This is a genomic window from Dorea sp. BIOML-A1 (genome assembly GCF_009875615.1).
Lineage (GTDB): Bacteria > Bacillota > Clostridia > Lachnospirales > Lachnospiraceae > Dorea_A > Dorea_A amylophila.
This window is the reverse complement of the sequence record NZ_WWSA01000007.1, coordinates 41,838-59,700: the sequence shown is the minus strand read 5'-3', so window position 1 is coordinate 59,700 and position 17,863 is coordinate 41,838. Positions and strand designations below refer to the sequence as shown.

Annotated in this window: 17 protein-coding genes and 1 pseudogene; all 18 read right to left on the bottom strand. The window is 44.4% G+C overall.

Annotated features, from left to right (window positions below; all coding sequences use genetic code 11):
- Nucleotides 1–17: 17 nt before the first annotated feature.
- Nucleotides 18–230, bottom strand: a complete 213-nt coding sequence (locus GT508_RS04720) for a ferrous iron transport protein A (protein WP_006426277.1) — start codon at nucleotides 228–230, stop codon at nucleotides 18–20.
- Nucleotides 231–376: 146 nt separating this feature from the next.
- Nucleotides 377–1,288 carry an adenosylcobinamide-phosphate synthase CbiB gene (gene cbiB / locus GT508_RS04715; RefSeq protein ID WP_237998094.1) on the bottom strand — a complete coding sequence of 304 codons (912 nt, stop codon included), beginning with the start codon at nucleotides 1,286–1,288 and terminating at the stop codon, nucleotides 377–379.
- Nucleotides 1,188–1,907, bottom strand: a complete 720-nt coding sequence (locus GT508_RS04710) for a histidine phosphatase family protein (RefSeq protein ID WP_022416233.1) — start codon at nucleotides 1,905–1,907, stop codon at nucleotides 1,188–1,190. The genes cbiB and GT508_RS04710 overlap by 101 nt, the downstream gene beginning before the upstream one ends.
- Nucleotides 1,904–2,284: a bifunctional adenosylcobinamide kinase/adenosylcobinamide-phosphate guanylyltransferase gene (locus tag GT508_RS04705; protein ID WP_006426280.1), complete on the bottom strand. Its 381-nt coding sequence runs from the start codon at nucleotides 2,282–2,284 to the stop codon at nucleotides 1,904–1,906. Before GT508_RS04705 ends, GT508_RS04710 begins: the two co-directional genes overlap by 4 nt.
- Nucleotides 2,285–2,481: 197 nt before the next feature.
- The gene (locus GT508_RS04700) at nucleotides 2,482–3,288 is read right to left on the bottom strand and encodes an adenosylcobinamide-GDP ribazoletransferase (RefSeq protein WP_055213704.1); all 807 of its coding nucleotides are present in this window, start codon (nucleotides 3,286–3,288) and stop codon (nucleotides 2,482–2,484) included.
- Nucleotides 3,260–3,829: a bifunctional adenosylcobinamide kinase/adenosylcobinamide-phosphate guanylyltransferase gene (locus GT508_RS04695; RefSeq protein ID WP_055213705.1), complete on the bottom strand. Its 570-nt coding sequence runs from the start codon at nucleotides 3,827–3,829 to the stop codon at nucleotides 3,260–3,262. Before GT508_RS04695 ends, GT508_RS04700 begins: the two co-directional genes overlap by 29 nt.
- A complete protein-coding gene (gene cobT / locus GT508_RS04690) occupies nucleotides 3,826–4,914 on the bottom strand; it encodes a nicotinate-nucleotide--dimethylbenzimidazole phosphoribosyltransferase (protein WP_161143675.1) in 1,089 nt (362 codons plus the stop codon). The genes GT508_RS04695 and cobT overlap by 4 nt, the downstream gene beginning before the upstream one ends.
- Before the next feature lie 21 nt (nucleotides 4,915–4,935).
- A complete protein-coding gene (locus GT508_RS04685) occupies nucleotides 4,936–6,378 on the bottom strand; it encodes a cobyrinate a,c-diamide synthase (protein WP_161143674.1) in 1,443 nt (480 codons plus the stop codon).
- Nucleotides 6,378–8,531, bottom strand: coding sequence for a precorrin-6A reductase (cobK, locus tag GT508_RS04680; protein WP_161143673.1), 2,154 nt, complete (start codon nucleotides 8,529–8,531; stop codon nucleotides 6,378–6,380). The genes GT508_RS04685 and cobK overlap by 1 nt, the downstream gene beginning before the upstream one ends.
- The gene (gene cobJ / locus GT508_RS04675; protein ID WP_022416227.1) at nucleotides 8,528–9,256 is read right to left on the bottom strand and encodes a precorrin-3B C(17)-methyltransferase; all 729 of its coding nucleotides are present in this window, start codon (nucleotides 9,254–9,256) and stop codon (nucleotides 8,528–8,530) included. The genes cobK and cobJ overlap by 4 nt, the downstream gene beginning before the upstream one ends.
- Nucleotides 9,249–10,292, bottom strand: coding sequence for a cobalt-precorrin 5A hydrolase (locus GT508_RS04670; protein WP_118224898.1), 1,044 nt, complete (start codon nucleotides 10,290–10,292; stop codon nucleotides 9,249–9,251). The genes cobJ and GT508_RS04670 overlap by 8 nt, the downstream gene beginning before the upstream one ends.
- Before the next feature lies 1 nt (nucleotide 10,293).
- The gene (gene cobM, locus GT508_RS04665) at nucleotides 10,294–11,052 is read right to left on the bottom strand and encodes a precorrin-4 C(11)-methyltransferase (RefSeq protein WP_028088208.1); all 759 of its coding nucleotides are present in this window, start codon (nucleotides 11,050–11,052) and stop codon (nucleotides 10,294–10,296) included.
- Nucleotides 11,053–11,117: 65 nt separating this feature from the next.
- Complete coding sequence (gene cbiD, locus GT508_RS04660; RefSeq protein WP_161143672.1) at nucleotides 11,118–12,257, bottom strand: cobalt-precorrin-5B (C(1))-methyltransferase CbiD; 1,140 nt, start codon at nucleotides 12,255–12,257, stop codon at nucleotides 11,118–11,120.
- 147 nt (nucleotides 12,258–12,404) lie between these two features.
- A pseudogene (locus tag GT508_RS04655) lies at nucleotides 12,405–12,545 on the bottom strand (superoxide dismutase family protein); the annotation flags it as partial.
- 28 nt (nucleotides 12,546–12,573) lie between these two features.
- Nucleotides 12,574–13,599: a tRNA preQ1(34) S-adenosylmethionine ribosyltransferase-isomerase QueA gene (queA, locus tag GT508_RS04650; RefSeq protein ID WP_161143671.1), complete on the bottom strand. Its 1,026-nt coding sequence runs from the start codon at nucleotides 13,597–13,599 to the stop codon at nucleotides 12,574–12,576.
- A 28-nt stretch (nucleotides 13,600–13,627) separates the two neighbouring features.
- Nucleotides 13,628–14,422, bottom strand: a complete 795-nt coding sequence (locus tag GT508_RS04645; protein WP_055281333.1) for an RDD family protein — start codon at nucleotides 14,420–14,422, stop codon at nucleotides 13,628–13,630.
- On the bottom strand, nucleotides 14,403–15,386 hold the full coding sequence (sppA, locus tag GT508_RS04640; protein ID WP_055281331.1) for a signal peptide peptidase SppA: 984 nt from the start codon (nucleotides 15,384–15,386) through the stop codon (nucleotides 14,403–14,405). Before sppA ends, GT508_RS04645 begins: the two co-directional genes overlap by 20 nt.
- Nucleotides 15,387–15,442: 56 nt before the next feature.
- Nucleotides 15,443–17,863: a phenylalanine--tRNA ligase subunit beta gene (gene pheT / locus GT508_RS04635; RefSeq protein WP_161143670.1), complete on the bottom strand. Its 2,421-nt coding sequence runs from the start codon at nucleotides 17,861–17,863 to the stop codon at nucleotides 15,443–15,445.

Here is a 17,863-nt window from a genome sequence, read left to right as displayed (position 1 = left end):
AATAGTCAACAGGAATCTTATACCTGAATTCTTGTTGCCGCATCGCTGCTCATTGCGATCCGCTTCTCACCACTTCTGATGATCAGGTCTCTTCCGGAATTCTGAATGACTGTGATCTCACTGCCTTCATCAATCTTGCATTTTCGGATCTTATCCAGAACTTCCGGGATGCCGAACATCCACTTGATGGTGTAGCTTTTTCCAGCCGCCGCCTTGGACAATGCCTGCATAACTAACACCTTCTTTACCTCTTTTTTATATTGTAAGTTGCACTGACTATGTTAGTCAACAGGAACATTGTTTGCACAATTCTAACTTTTTATTCATAATTTGCAGATAATATTATTTGTTTTTTAATTTTTATTATCAATATCATCTACAGAACCAGAATCCGGAGGATGATTCCAAGTATCAGACCAAGCATTGCCGTCCCATATAACAGCTTATGCGATCTCCGGATATCCAGTAGTTCCATCTCCCGGACCGGATCTCCGATCGTCGGCTTCTTATGCAGCTTTCCAAAATACCATGCATCTCCTGCAAGCTGCACATCCAGCGCCCCCGCCATGACTGCTTCTGTCTGTGCAGAGTTCGGACTTTTATGATTAAAGCGGTCTCTTCGGAAGATACACGCTGCATTCTTTCCATCCATTCCGGTCAGATATGCAGCCAGGATCATCAACACTGCCGATACCCTTGCCGGAATGAAATTCACCACATCGTCTAACTTCGCTGCTGCCGTTCCAAACCACTGATACTTGTCATTCTTATATCCAACCATCGAATCCATCGTATTGATCGCTTTGTATGTAAATCCCAGAACAGCTCCGCCGATCAGCATATAAAATAACGGTGCGATCACACCATCTGATGTATTCTCTGCCACCGTCTCTACGGCCGCCTTGGTCACACCTTCTTCCGTCAGATTCTGTGTATCTCTTCCGACGATCATGGACACGGCCTTTCTCCCGGCCTCCAGGCCCTTGTCTTTCAGTGCTATGTAGACCCTGTCACTTTCTACTTTCAGGGATTTCGTTGCAAGGATCTGATAACACCAGAAGCTTTCCAGTGCAAGTCCAAGCTGCCAGAAATACTTATATGCAACCGATAAGATCACCGCCGGAACTCCTGTACTGACCGTCACGACCACCAGCACCAGAATCCCTCCACCGATGCGTTCCCCTGTCTTATTCGCCGGCAGACAGTTTCTGATAATTCTTTCGGTTCCCGATATCAGATGCCCGATCAGCCTCACCGGATGATACAGCCATCTTGGATCCCCGAAGATCAGATCCAGAACAAAGCCCGCCACGATCGCGATCGTCATATATGTCATTCTCTGAAATTCTAAGTTCATATCCTTCTCCATTCTTTATCTGATAATCATAATAACTTCCTGCTGGTGTCCCGTCTTCCTTTACTGCATACCGTTCCATGATACTCATGATCGTTCCGCCATGTGCCACAACCGCAATCGTCTCCCGGTCATGTGCCTGCGCATCCCGTACGACTTCCCGGAACCCTTCCAGTGTCCGCCGGATGAACGCTTCCCTGCTTTCCCCTTCCGGAAATGGCAGCTTCCCACCACTGTCTATCCATGCCTGATACTCCGGGCAGCCGGAAAGTTCGATATAATTATGATTTTCAAACAGGCCAAAATCACACTCCCGTAACTTTTCATTACAGCTATATGCTCCTGCTTTCATCATCTCCGGATAAATGATCTCTGCCGTCTGCACGCACCGCTTCATCGGACTTACATAAACATATGTAACCTCAGGATACATTCCTTTTCTCTCTTCCAAAAGCTGTATTCCTTCCAGACATAAAGATTCATCCGTCGTTCCAATATAGCGTTTTTCTTTATTTCCTTTCGTCATCGAATGACGTATCAGATAAATCCTCATACTTCCTTTATCACCTGTCCGATTCCGCACATCACACGGTATACTTTCTCCGAATATGCCGCAAGGCGCGTGCACACTCTTCCGGTCTGCTCTCTGTATTCCCGTTCCATCCGGTCAACCGGCACGATCCCGTATCCGATCTCATCTGTGATCAGGATCAGTTCCGGATTCTTCCGAATCAGTTCTTCTGCAAGATCATCTATCGGTTCTCCTTCCTTTATCTTTCTTTCGATATACTGATGGAAATGATATATCCCTTCGCAGCTATATAGTTCTTCTTCCGTACATACCGCACCGTCTGCCCATGTGACATCTGGGTAGATTTTCTTTGCGAATGCAAGTTTTCCCTGATATGCGCCGCCTATTATCATGATCATGACTTCTTTTCCTTCCTCCAATCCTGTATTTTCATCTTTCTGTTATTTTCTACTATTTCTCTGCTGTTTTCTTTCTGCCACTTGCCTTCCTCCAATCCTGTATTTTCATCTTTCTGTTATTTTCTACTATTTCTCTGCTGTTTTCTTTCTGCCACTTGTTTTCTTCATTCTTTCCACACTTTTATCCAGCCTGTTCATCATTTGATGATTCCGCTTTTTACTACGATATCCACTACTACCACGACAAGCGCCATCACAAGTTCACATACCTGCAGGAAATATCCACACAGATCCCCGGTCACACCGCCGAAATTCTTCATCGCCATCCGGTAATAATATCCAAATACCACGCCTGCCGAGATCACACATCCGATTCCGCAGATCCCTCCAGTCAGTGGAATCAGGAAACACAGTACAATCAGATAAATGCCCAATACCATTCTTGTAATTCTGGTCGATGCACTTTCCGAAAAATCTGCCACCATACCTTTCTTCCTTGCCTGTGGAAATGTAACTACAGACAGTCCACTCAATGTTCTCGATAGCATGAAGCTATATGCGATCACTTCCATACTCCGTACACTCAGACAAGAATACACGCCAATATACATCAGAAAATAGATGGTACATGAAATGATAGCAAATGCTCCTGCGTGGGAATCTTTCAGTATTTCCAGACGTCGCTCTTTCGTCTGCCAGGAACTCAGCGCATCCTGTGTATCCAGAAATCCGTCCAGATGAATTCCTCCCGTAATAAATACCGGGATCAGGATCAGAAATATTACAAAAAATAAGGAATAATTTCCTCCTCCATTCCCATCAAACCATTTTGAAAACCGAAACACTCCATAAGACAAAAGTCCGATCACCGCACCGATCCATGGAAAAAAACACATTGCATACGATTTATTTTCATCTGTCCATTCGCTGCGCGGCATCGGAATCCTGCTGTACATGGAAAACGCAATTTTGAAACTATTCCATATTCTTTTTATACTCTTCATACTTCTTTTGCTCCTTACGAATGCATACCGGAATTCCATACACAACTTCCGTTACTATATCTGCAAGCTCTGCAAGACTTTGATTCACCATTCCGATGCATTCCCGATATTTTTCCGTCTCTTCGCTATAGCCGTTTATATCTGCGTTCACTTCATTTGTAACAATTACAAGACGTGTCGTAGAATTGCTCAGTCTGCGTACTCCTGCCAATACTTTTTCTTTTGTTTCTTTTAAATCATTCAATGTACCATCTTCTCTGTAAAGCTCATTGGCCACCAGATTCGATATGCACTCCAGAAGGATTCCCTGATTCTTTGGTATCTCAAGTTCTGATAGATCTGTATATTTTTCCAATGTCCGGAATCCTTTTCCGGCTCTCAGCCTGTGATGTCTTTCAATCTTTTTCATCGTTTCTTCTGTGTATGGCTGCATGGTTGCAATATATATGTAAGTACCATCCTTCTTATTTCTGCCTGTCAGCCAGTTCTCCGCATACTCAGATTTACCGCTTCCGCTTCCACCTGTCACCAGATGTATCATTCTTTCTCACCTAATTCTTTATAATCTTCGATGTCATTTTCTGAAAATGTACTCATCCGTCCATACACTTCTGCCGCAAGATCCAGCACCGGAAGATATGCCACAGCTCCGGTTCCCTCACCCAGGCACATATCTGCATGCAATGGTGCATCCATGTGTAACTCTTTCAGGATCTTCTGCATTCCAGGTTCTTTCGAGACATGTGACACAATCATCGCATCTTTGACCCACTCACAGATTCTGACGGCCGCAAGTGCCGCAACCGCTGAGATAAATCCATCAACTACAATCGGGATTCGATATACAGCACCTCCCAGATAGAGTCCGGTGATTCCCACCAGATCGAATCCGCCTACTTTTGCCAGTACATCCACCGGATCATCCCATTTCGGACGATTGACCGCTATCGCCTTCTCGATCGCGTGTATTTTTCTTTCCAATCCTTCGTTCGTCAGTCCTGCTCCCCGTCCCGTTATCTCTGCCGGTTCGTCTCCCAGAAGTACGGAAGCCACGGCACTGCTGGTCGTCGTATTTCCGATTCCCATCTCTCCGGTAGCAATGATCTTATATCCGGCTTCCTTCTTTTCCTTCACCTGATGGATCCCGGTTAAGATTGCCTGTAACGCCTGCATTCTTGTCATAGCCGGACCTTTGGTCATATTTGCGGTTCCATTTGCCGTTTTATATCTTGGGACTTTTGTATCCGCTGCCATACCGATATCGATGGGAAAGATGTCTACACCGGCTTTTTTACACATGATCGCCGCACTGGTATTACATGTCAGAAAATTCTCTGCAACAATTGCAGTTACTTCCTGTCTTGTCTGCGTTACACCTTCTTCTACCACTCCGTTATCCGCACACATCACGATCAGCGCCTTCCGGTTCAGATTCACGTCTGTATCGCCGGTCAGTGCCGCAATCTGCATAATATGATCTTCTAGTTTTCCCAGACTGTGTAACGGTTTCGCAATGGAGTTCCACTTTTTCTGCGCATTTCCTTTCGTTACTACATCTGCCGGATGAATGCCAGATACGATCTGATGGAATTCCTGTTCCAGTTGTTCTAAACTTTGCTCTGCCATGCTTTTTATCCTCTCTGTTCTCTATGTTCTATCTCTTTCCCTAGCTCTTTTCTCTTGTTCCCTGCATCTTCTGCATTGTTCCAGAAAGTTCTCCGGAATCTTTTCATTTCCATAATAATGAATATGCGGATATCCTGCCAGTACCGTATCGGTACTGATCATGCATTTCCACGAACGGTTTGACATTGGTTTTTCCGCCAAAAATGCTTCCCCGCATACTTCTGAATCATAATAATGAAATTCATGTGCCGGGATACCTCCTGCTTCTTTACCGAATATTCTTCCCCCTGTCAGGGTAACATAGCCGAATCGCTTTAAGGAACCTGTCGGATAACTTTTCCCTTCTAAAAATCCAACCATTGGAAATTCTGTGCCGCTTTCATCTCTGATATATTCCTGCAGGTACATGAATCCTCCACACTCCGCGATACATGGCATTCCGCCGTTCAATGCTTTTTTAATACTCGTCTTCATTGACTCATTTTTACTTAGTTCTTCTGCATATAGTTCCGGATAACCGCCATAGAACAAAAGTCCCGACAGATTTTCCGGAATCTGCTTATCGTAAAGAGGAGAAAAAGGAATCAGTTCCGCTCCCATCTCCTGCAGCAGTTCCAGATTATCCTGATAGAAAAAACAGAATGCATCGTCACTTGCAATCCCGATCCGTACCGTATCTTTTGTTCTAACCGATTCTGTACTATACTGTGCATTTTCTGCCAAATTTTCTACCATTTCTGATGTATATCCTTGCGTTTTCTTTTCTTGCAGCTCCGGTGCATTTTCTGCCAGTTCCAGAAGGCCTGCGATATCTACACTTTTCAGAATCTGTTCTCCCAGTCTTGTGAGTTTGTCTTCCGTATCTTTTCGTTCTTTTGGAAGCTTCAGTCCCAGATAACGGCTCTCCAGTGCACAATCTTTCATAACCGGAATATAGCCGTAGACTTTGATTCCTGTCTGCACCTCGATCATCTCTTTCATTCTTCCATACATCATCGGAGACAAACGGTTCAGAATTACGCCTTTGATACGGCTGTCTTCTTTATAATGCAAAAACCCCTGGATACACGGCACTGCAGACACGCTTAGTCCTTTACAGTCCAGGATCATCACAGCCGGGGTATCGGTAATTCTGGCAATGTCATAAGCACTCGCCTCTGAAGAGATCCCTGCGATCCCATCATAGTATCCCATAACACCTTCCATTACGGAAATATCTGCTCCGGCACCATTTTTTTTCAGGATCTCTCTGACTCCATTTTCTCCACACAAAAAGGAATCCAGATTATAGCTGCTGATGCCGATCACAGTCTTGTGGAACATTGGATCAATGTAATCCGGCCCGCACTTAAAAGACGCAGGATTTATCTCCTGCATCTTCATTGCTTTCAATATTCCGCAGGTCAGCATGGTTTTACCTGCGCCACTTCTCATCGCAGTAATCAGAATTCTAGGAAGTTTCATTACTCAGATTCCTCCATTTCTTCCCGGATTTTCTCCGGTGTCAGATCCCCTAAAGAGATCACTTTCGTAATATCCTCCACAATATCTCCGGTCATATCTTCCGGTTCCACCTCGTCCAGATTGATTTCTTCCAGAACGAAATCGTCTTCATTTTCCGGATCTGCTTCCTTTTTTGCCGGTCTGCTCGTAAAGCTGATCACATAGATCGGATTCTGTCCATTCATCATATGATAACTGCCCACTTTTTTCGCACGGCTTACCGCTACCTGAATGACTTCCGCCTCTTCTATCTCATTCTCTTCCGTATATTTTAACACCTGCATCATCGTCTCGAGTGAGATTGCATTGAGCACCACCCGTACAAATGGGTTCTTCTTCCGGATAGCATCCAGGATTTCATACAACTTTCCTTTACTGCCCCCGATAAATACGCAATCAGGTGCCGGCAGTTCTTCCAGTGCCTCCGGCGCCATACCTTCTATCACATGCAGATTATCCACGTGCATCCGCCTTGCATTTTCACGGATCAGTTCCTGCGCCTCCACTTTCTGTTCGATTGCATAGACGTTACCTTGCGTTGCAACCATGGCGGCCTCTACGGAAATAGAGCCTGTTCCTGCTCCGACATCATATACAACTGCATCCTTCTTAATCTTAAGTTTAGCAATCGAAATGCTTCTTACTTCTTCCTTGGTCATCGGTACATCGCCACGTACAAATGTATCATCCGGAATTGCCGGAATCACCGGGCTTTCGCCGCCGGATTCATTTTCAATATAAAGGACCGCCAGATTCTCTCCTTTGTAATGAAGCAGTGATCTTGCTGTTCCTGTCTGAATCTCTTCATTCTTATAAGAAAGTTCTGTCCCGATCCTGACTGTTACTTCGCCCATTCCATATTCCGTCATTTTTGTCAGGATCTGACGGATCTCTTCTGCATTACTTACAAGGGCGAATACCTTTTTATTCTCCTTAATGACCGCCATCAGATTTTCTTTTCTTCCATGCAGGCTTACTAGTGCCGCATCCTCCCATGTTACGCCAAGCTTTGATGCAAAATATATGATGGATGATACTCCAGGCACCACTTTTGTCTCAATCTGTGGGTCATCTTTCGTCAATTCCAGAATCTTCTTCGCACCGCTGTAAAATCCTGTATCACCGGACAACGCAATCGTTACATTTTCATATTCCGGATTTTCTTTGATATAAGAAATGATCTCATCCGGGCGGTATGCTTCATATATGGTCTGTCCGACTTCTGCCACTGCCTCGATCATCCTGCCTGCTCCGATCAGAAGTTCTGCTTCCTGACAGCATCTTTTTGCTTCCAGTGTAACCTGGTCTCTGGCACCTGCACCGATTCCCACCAGTGTAACTTTCCAGTGATTATCCAGTTCCAGTTCTTTCTGAAGGAATTTGGACATTTCTTCAAAATTCATTCCCTCTTCTTCTTCCGGCCTTCCGATCACAACCATTTTCACACCGGCTTCTAGTGCAGCCTGACATTTCTGCGGGTATCCGCCTGCAAGTCCTGATTCTTTCGTTACCATATAAGCAATATCATATTCCTTTAACATGGCACGATTCATTTCCGTAGAAAACGGTCCCTGCATACAGATGAGATGACGTCCGGAGAATCCAAGTTCTTCACAATTAACTGCCACCTGGCCAATAGACAGAACGCGCGCATATACCCGGCTTTCGTAATCCGTCAGTCTTGTATAGGATTCCAGCTCCTTGCTTCCTGTTGTTACCAGAATATTTCCTTCTGTTTTTTCCAGATACTTTATCGCTTCATCCATATTTTCCACACAGATGCTTTCTTTGGTCTCTTCACTTCCCCTGACCAGTCTTAAATACGGAACCTGCATAACCTCGCAGGCACTTTTCAAGTTTTTGGTCACTTCTTTGGCATATGGATGCGTTGCATCGATCACATAATCCGGCTCAAACACCCTCATAAACTCGCCCATCTGCCCACTGTCCATCCGGTCGTGTGTCACCGTTATATTCTTCTCTTCCGGAAGCAGACTCTCCCCATAAGCGGTTGCCACACAGACGTGCAGTCTTACGCCTCTTCTTCCGAGATAAGATGCTAATTTTCTTCCTTCTGTTGTCCCTGCATATAATAGAATCTTTTTGTCTTTCATATACGATATCCCCTTGGTGTAACCATTTTTTCCCGAATTACTTTTGTCTGTTTATTTCCGATAAATACAGTAGAGAACATATCTACTGTTGTCTCTTTTAATTCTTTCAGTGTCAGTGTCTGCATCGTTTCTCCCTCGCGGGCAATGTTTTTCACTATTCCGCAGACGGTATCTTCCGCCTTATATTCCAGCATGATCTCACATGCTTTTGCAAGATAGGTACTGCGTTTCCTGCTGGACGGATTATAAAGGCAGATCACAAAATCAGCTTTTGCCGCACAGCGAAGCCTTTCTTCGATCAATTCCCACGGTGTCAGAAGATCACTTAAACTGATCAGACTGACATCATGTCCGACTGCTGCTCCAAGTACCGCAGAACCTCCCAGTGCCGCTGTCACTCCCGGGATTACTTCGATCGCGACTTCCGGATATTCCTCACCGATTTCATACATCAGTCCTGCCATTCCGTATATCCCGGCATCTCCGCTGCATACCATTGCCGTTACAGCTCCTTTTGCTGCCTCTTCGAATGCCATCCTGCACCGTGCTGCCTCCTGTCTCATGGACGTTGTCAGATATCTCTTATCCGGAAAATATTCTTTTAATAATTCGATATATACGGTATATCCGACGATCACATCACATTTTTCCAGCGTCCGGACTGCTTTCACCGTCATCTGTTCATATGCCCCCGGTCCCATTCCTATCACATATACCTTATTCAAACTTCACCCTCCAATTATCCCAGGCAAATGCTGCTGTCACACCATTTTCTGCCTGTTTTCTGATCCGCAGTGTACCACCTGTATATACAGCACTTCTTTCACATACATTATCCACTCCGGTAACCTTTTTTACAAATGTAGAAACACTGAATTCTCCTTCTACTTTTTTTAATTCTTCTGCCGGATAAAATTCCGGCTCTATGTTATATTTGTTGCAAAATGTAAGCAATCCCTCTTCGTCTTTTTTTAGATCAATGCTTGCGATCCTGCCAATACTTTTCTTATTAATATGTGATTCTTTCAGTATCTTATCCACCAGCTGTTCTATCTGCTCTGCGGATATCCCCCGTCTGCAGCCGATTCCCACCGTGATCCGTTGTGGTATCAGCCTTAATACATGACTGCTTAATTTTCGTTCATATATCCCGATATAGATATCTGGATTCTCATAGGTTTCCGGTACGATCTTCACTTCTTCCGGCACAGTACCCTCTATCGAATCTCTTCCGCTCTCAATCGCGGCCACGACTGTCTTTCCTTCCAGAATCTTTGCCGAAATTTGCTTTGCCTTCTGCATATCTTCTATATAAAGATGATTCTTTCTGGCAAATACATCTATTGCCCATTTTCCCCGGATATCTGTAGCTGTTGTGATCACAGGCAGTGCTCCTGCCATCTCTGCAATTCTTTCAGCCATCTCATTTGCTCCGCCAATGTGCCCGGACAGGATCGGGATACAATATTGTCCTTTCTCATCCAGTACCAGTACCGCCGGATCTGTTGTCTTTGATCCTATAAAAGATGCGATCAAGCGCACGGCAATCTGTACTGCTCCAATAAAGATCAGTACATCCCGCGTCCGGAACTGTTCACCTGTCCATTCTCTGGCACTGCATTTTACCGCATCCTTGTCCGATTCCAGTTCTTTGCATTTTACCGCCTGCAGCACCTGGTGTCCTTCTTTTTCCAGTTCATGTGCTAAAGATCTCTCCAGTCTTCTTCCATTTCCGGTAAAACTGATCATTGCAATCTTCATCTTATTTTACTCCCTGACGGAACTCGGTGGTGAATTCCGGATCATACAGTTTCGAACGTTCATACGCATGATGTGTCACCACATCCCCAACGATGATCAATGCTGTCTTTGTAATTCCATGTGCTTTCGCAGTCTCTGCCAGTGTACTGACAGTACAGATGTAACTTTCTTCCTCCGGCCATGTTGCCTTGTATACAATTGCTGCCGGCGTATCTTCTTTATAACCGCCTTCTATCAACTGGCCTTCCAGCTTTTCCAGAAGTCCTGTACTTAAGAAAAGTACCATCGTCGCATTATGACTTGCAAACGCTGCAACCTTTTCCTTCGCCGGAACCGGTGTTCTTCCTTCCATACGTGTGATGACAACACTCTGTGACACCTCCGGAAGTGTATATTCCAGATTCAGTGCCGCTGCTGCCCCGCAGAAGGAACTGACACCCGGGCAGGAATCATACGCAATTCCCAGTTCATCCAGATGATCCATCTGTTCCCGGATTGCACCGTACAGACACGGATCACCTGTATGCAGCCGAACCGTCATCTTCTGTTCCCGTTCTGCCTGTTCCATCACTTCCAGAACTTCTTCCAGTGTCATCTTCGCACTGTTATATATCTCGCATGTCTCCTTTGTACTCTTTAACAGCCCCGGATTCACCAGTGATCCCGCATAGATCACCACATCAGCCTGCTCCAGATAACGCTGTCCACGGACCGTGATCAGATCTTCGGCTCCCGGACCTGCTCCCACAAAATGTATCATTTTCCGACTCCTTCCTGTCCTGCAAAGAACCTGCCACCAGCAACTTCTCCTGCATACTCTGGTATCTATTGTATATGTCGTTCTTTTCTGAATCTTTCTATCAGTTCTTCTGCTTTTTCTGTCTTTCCAAGGATTCCGTATACATTGGAAAACGTGACCGCTCCCACCTGTATCTCTCCTTTCCCCCGGTAGTTCAGATATTCCTCCATACGCATCATGATTTTTTCCATAATGCGTGTTCGTTCTTCCTCGCTGCATTTCTCCAATGCATCATCCGTCGTCACACAGTCGAGAAATTCGACTGCCTTCTCTCCGGCAATTCCCGCTCTCAATGCGGCCGTGGCGAATAAATCCATCCGACAGTCTGCCCATCTGGAATGGGTATTCATGATTCCGCCGGATACCTTGATCAGTTTCCCGATATGTCCGACCAGCAGGACACCTTTACAATCCTGTTCTACCGCCATATCTATGGCCTGACCAATATAGTTACTACATTTTACCACATCATTTTCTTCTATACTATACTGTTCTTTCAGAAAATCCAATCCGTAATTACCCGGTGCAATGATCAGATACCTGTACTTTTCCGCAAGGCATACCTTCATCTCTACTTCAATGGTATCGATCAGCGCCTGTTCACTCATCGGATTCACAATACCGGTTGTCCCAAGTATTGAAAGTCCTCCTTCTATTCCAAGTCTTGGATTAAATGTTTCTTTTGCCAGTCTTGTCCCTTCCGGAATCGAAATCTCTACATCAATTCCACCGGTATAGCCAACCTCTTCACAGGCTTCTTCTACTTCTTTTCTTATCATCTGCCTTGGCACACGGTTAATTGCGGCTTCTCCCACCGGCTGATTCAGTCCGGGCCTGGTCACTCTTCCTACCCCGATCCCGCCATCAATATGAATCTGTCCTGTTTCAGAAAGCCTTACCTGACTGTAAACCAGTACTCCATTCGTGATATCCGGATCATCTCCGCTGTTTTTTTTGACCGCACAGGATACCATATCCGGCAATTCCCTGTCTGTATATTTTCTCTGTATATCCGTGATATCCAACTGCAGCTTTTCTCCCTGCGGCAGTTCTACCGACACCTGCTCTACTTTTTCACCTGTAAAAAGCATCTGCATTGCTGCCCTCGTTGCAGCCTGTGCACAGGTTCCGGTTGTATACCCTTTTGCTAATTCTTTTTTCGGCATATGGACTCCTTTCCATCAGGGAGCGAGGTTTTGGTTTTTTTAATATCCCCTGACGCAAAAATGGAGGACTGCAGTTTTCTACATTCCTCCACCAATTTTAGCGTTTTCATACTTACATGTCAAATTATCTGTATGACGGTTCTCCACTTATTCGTTACCATTTTTGTTCTTACATTCTTGTTCCCATGCTTTGATTTCACCGCATGCAATCTTCATTCCCGAATCTCCGGACGGCTGGGTCTTGAAGTCATCCGGCATCTCATGAAGTACGATTGTCCGGCCGGGTATCAACCGCTTAATGCATTAAATAGCAACTCTACTGAATAAACATCGCATCCCCAAATGAAAAGAACCGGTACCTCTCCTTCACAGCCTCTTCATAAGCCGCAAGCACGTGCTCCCGTCCTGCAAGCGCAGATACCAGCATGATTAATGTAGATTCTGGAAGATGGAAGTTCGTGATCAGACAATCCAGTACTTTGAATTTATAGCCCGGATAGATGAATATCTGTGTCCATCCACTCTTCGCTTCCAGCTGTCCATTCTCATCTGCTGCCGATTCTACCGTTCTGCAGCTTGTCGTTCCGACGCAGATAACACGGTGTCCCGTCTCTTTTGCACGATTGATCTTCTCAGCCGCTTCTTCATCGATCATGAAGAATTCCGAATGCATATGATGCTCGGTAATCTCATCCACTTTTACCGGACGGAATGTTCCAAGCCCCACATGAAGTGTAACTCTCGCAATATCCACACCTTTTGCCTTAATCTCTTCCAGAAGTTCCGGTGTAAAATGCAGTCCTGCCGTCGGTGCTGCTGCCGAACCTGTGTGAGTTGCATATACCGTCTGGTAACGGTTCTTATCCTCCAGCTGGTGTGTGATATATGGAGGCAGCGGCATCTGGCCAAGCTGGTCTAAGATTTCTTCAAAAATTCCGTCGAAATCGAATTTGATCAGACGGTTTCCTTCTTCTACCACATCAATGACTTCTCCCATCAGAAGGCCATCACCGAAACTAATCTTTGCTCCGACTTTTGCTTTCTTACCTGGTTTTACCAGCGTCTCCCATACGTTGTTTTCTTTTCTCTTCAATAATAATACTTCGATTTTGGCATTGGTCTCTACTTTGGAACCAATCAGTCTTGCCGGAATAACCTTTGTATCATTGATTACCAGACAGTCTCCCTCATGCAGATACTCTGTGATTTCTTTAAATACATGATGGGAAAAAGCCCCGGTCTCCTTGTCAAGGACAAGAAGTCTGGAGCTCGAACGATCCTCAAGCGGATCCTGTGCAATCAGTTCTTCCGGCAATTCATAATAAAAATCCTGACGTTTCATAATTATGAATTCCTTTCCCTTTTATTCTTTACGTATCTTTTTCTGATATGTTTTCATTTACAGTTGCATTTGAAGCTATTTCTTTTTCTGATTTATTTTCTACCAGACGATAGCCATTATACACTGGTTTTCCCAGTTTCTCAACTACAGAACTCTGTGTATTTTCTGTTTTTTTCAATTCCCGTATCCCAGACTCTTTCATTTGGACATTTTCCTGCGTTTTTGACAGCTCACCCTCTGATGTCTGCTGTTTCTGCTCTTCTACATTTGGCTTTTCACATTCTGGTACAACTGTTCCCGGTTGCGCCATCCATGCTTTTATCTTCTTCTGATAGACCACTCTGGTGTCACAAAGCAGGTCATGAAATCCACGTTTTTCCGAATCAATTCCTGCAACAATATAACCGATATTCACCGGAAGGCTACATAAGAATCTTCCAACCGTCTCGCGGTACACCACATTGAACAGTGTCAGCTTCTCTTCCGGATTTTTTGAAACTACCCGGAGATTCATCGCTTTCTTTCCAAGTGTCGTTCCTGTCAGATAGGTAAATGCAATAAAATATAACACTTTCAGAGCATACAGTATGATATCTTTCAACGAATAATGAAACAGGATATCCGTTCCCGTTATCGCACCACCGCCAGCCAGTGAGATACCTGCAAATATCAGCCGCACGATCAGGAGGCCTGCAAATACTACCACACTGTCGATCATATAAGCCGCCATCCGCACCCAGAACCCTGCATACTCCAGATTCCCACTGGCACAGCAACTGTTCTGTCTGGCTAACTTCTCCTGATTATCGTAACTGTTCTGCATAGTACATCGGCACCCCGCTTTCTACACTTTTGGCGGTTTCCGTCAGAACCTGCGCTTCTGACTTCGGAACTAATGATTCTGCTTTGGAAAACAGCGACTGCAAAAGTCCTTCATCTGATTCCATCTCATAAAATGTAGATGTTCCAAGTTTTTTGCTCATTGCATCTTTCATATCCGGATACAGACTGATCTCATCGATCAGACCGTTGTTCTTCGCCTGCTTTGCAGTATAAGTTCTTCCGTCTGCCAGTTTCTTTACATCCTCCACTGACATATCACGGCCGTCTGCCACGATATTCACGAATTTCTCATAAGCTTCATTGATCTGATCCTGATAAATAGCAATCTGCTCGTCCGTAAATTTGCTGCTGTCCTTATTCTTTCCGCTCGTGATACTTACATAACGGATTCCAAGCTTTTTATACAGCCCGGACATATCATATCCTGACATGATCACACCGATGGAACCGGTCGTTGTATTCGAATTTGCATAGATTTTATCCGATGCCATAGACACCATATATCCACCGGATGCCGCATAATGTGCCATATAATCCCAGATCGGACGTTTTGTTGTCTCTTTATATTCTTTCAGTTTCTGATACAGTTCTTCGGATTCATAGACAGTTCCTCCCGGAGAATCTACATACAGAAGAATTCCTTTATTGTTAGAATCATCCATCAATTCATCGATATAATTCATCGTTGAATCATGCTGATATCCACTGGATGCCTCCAGTGTACTGCTTCCACTCTGTTCCTGGATCGTACCTTCTACTCTTACGATTGCAATATAATCTTCAGACGGTGGATTAAACTGATACGAACCTCCGAGATTAATTATATCATCTGCACTGTTCTGAAGCAGATTTTTTGAAATTGTATTGGTAAATACGCTGGCAGCACTGACTCCAACGAACAGTGCTGCCGCTACTACCAGACCTATGATCTGTTTTTTCTTCATACGTAATCCTCTTGCTCTTTTTACCGAGCTTTTATCTGATATGAATGAATGTTTTTTTATTTACGAAGTTCGATTCCCATACCCTCGAGTGCCTTTAAGATACGGTCCATAGCTGCAGATACATCTGCATCTTCCAGAGTCTTATCCTTTGCACGGAATACGATAGAATATGCAACAGATTTGAATCCTGTTTTAATCTGAGCACCTTCGTAAATATCGAACAGTGAATAGCTTTCCAGATATTCACCGCCCTTGCTTTCGATCACATCTTCAATCTGTCCTACCAAAATCTCTTTTGGCATTACCATACTGATGTCACGTGTCACTGCAGGGAATTTTGCAATTCCTGTATATTTACGATCAAATGTTGCTCTTGCTACGATCTCTGGCATATCGATTACTGCAATGTAGGCTCTTGTTCCGATTCCATAGTTATCTGCAACTTCCGGATGTACTTCTCCAAGATATCCGACTACTACACCATCATAAATGATGTTTGCCTGACGTCCCGGGTGAAGGAATGATTTTCCTGCATTCGGATCGTATTTTTCTTTCTTATGAAGTCCTACTTTATCGAAGAACTCTTCTACGACACCCTTCATAGTGAAGAAGTCGCCTTCGCCATACATACCAAGTGTGAACTGTACTCTTTCATCCGGCAGTTCTGTAAGTGGAAGTGCCTTTGGGAGATAAATGTTAGCCAGTTCGTATAATTTTACGTCTTTATTTCTTCTGTTATAGTTTGTTGCAAGTGATGTCAGCATACCATTCAAAGAAGATGTACGCATGATACTATAATCTTCTCCCAGTGGGTTCATGATTGGAATAGCCTTACGAAGATCAGAATCTTCCGGAATTAGAAGCTTGTCAAATACCTTCGGGCTTTCGAATGAATATGTCATTCCCTGGCTGAATCCGCAGAACTCAGCGATATCACGTGCAACCTGCTCTACTCTTAACTTGAATGATAATTTTCCTGTTGTAGCTTCTCCGCTTGGAAGTGTGGTCGGAATGTTATCATATCCATAGAATCTTGCAACTTCTTCTGCAAGATCAGCAATACGGAATAAGTCATGACGGAAAGTAGGAGCGATGACTTCGCTTGTCTCTTCGTCGAATTCCAGATCAATCTTCCTGAAATATCCAAGCATCTCTTCTTTGGAAATGTCTGTTCCGAGAAGTTTATTGATCTTATCTGCATCAAATGGTACTCTTACAGGTTCTTTCTTCTTGCTGTATACATCGACCATTCCTCCGACAACTTCACCGGCTCCGAGTTCTTCGATCAGCTGACATGCACGGTCGATGGCCGCTTCTGCATTGTTCGGATCCAGTCCTTTTTCAAATTTACCGGAGGCATCGGTACGAAGTCCGATCTTCTTGCTTGATTTACGGATGTTGGTTCCATCAAAGCAAGCTGCTTCGAATAACATTGTCTGAACATCGTCTGTGATCATAGAGTTTTCTCCACCCATGATACCTGCGATACCGATGGATTTCTTACCGTCACAGATCATCAGTACAGATTCATCCATCTCTCTTTCCTGTCCGTCAAGAGTTGTGAATTTCTCACCTTTTTCTGCAGTACGCACTACAATTTCTTTTCCTTCGATCGTATCAAGGTCATATGCATGCATTGGCTGTCCGTATTCTTCCATTACATAGTTTGTAATATCAACCAGGTTGTTGATCGGGCGGATTCCTACAGAAGCCAGACGTCTCTGCATCCATTTTGGAGATGGTCCGATCTTAATGTTCTTTACGATTCTTGCACAATATCTTGGGCAAAGTTCCGGATTCTTAACGGTTACTTTGATATAATCTGCTGCATTCTCATCATTTCCTGTTGGTGTGACAACAGGTGGATAGAACGCTTTATTAAATGTAGCTGCTGCCTCTCTTGCAATACCTACAACACTGAAGCAATCTACACGGTTAGATGTGATCTCATATTCTACAACGACATCATCGAGGCCAAGTGATTTGATCGCACTCTCGCCTACAACGGCATCATCGTCGAAGATATAGATTCCGTATTCCGGAGCTTCCGGATACATCTCTCTGTTTGAACCAAGTTCTTCGATGGAACACATCATACCATCGCTTTCTACGCCGCGGAGCTTTCCTTTTTTAATCTTGATCCCGCCTTCTACGCGCTGTCCAGGTTCATGTCCGCCTGCCACACGTCCGCCTGCTAATACAACCGGTACTTTGTCTCCTTCTTTCACATTCGGAGCACCTGTTACGATCTGAATCGTCTCTGTTCCGATATTTACCTGACAGATGATCAGCTTATCTGCGTCCGGATGTTTCTCAATCTTGTCAATTTGTCCGATCACGATCTTATCAAGATCCGCATCTAATTTTTCAAAACCTTCGACTTTTGTACCAGACAAAGTCATTGCATCTGTATATTCCTGAGCTGTTACATCAAGATCCGGAACATACGCTTTTATCCATGATAATGAAGTATTCAT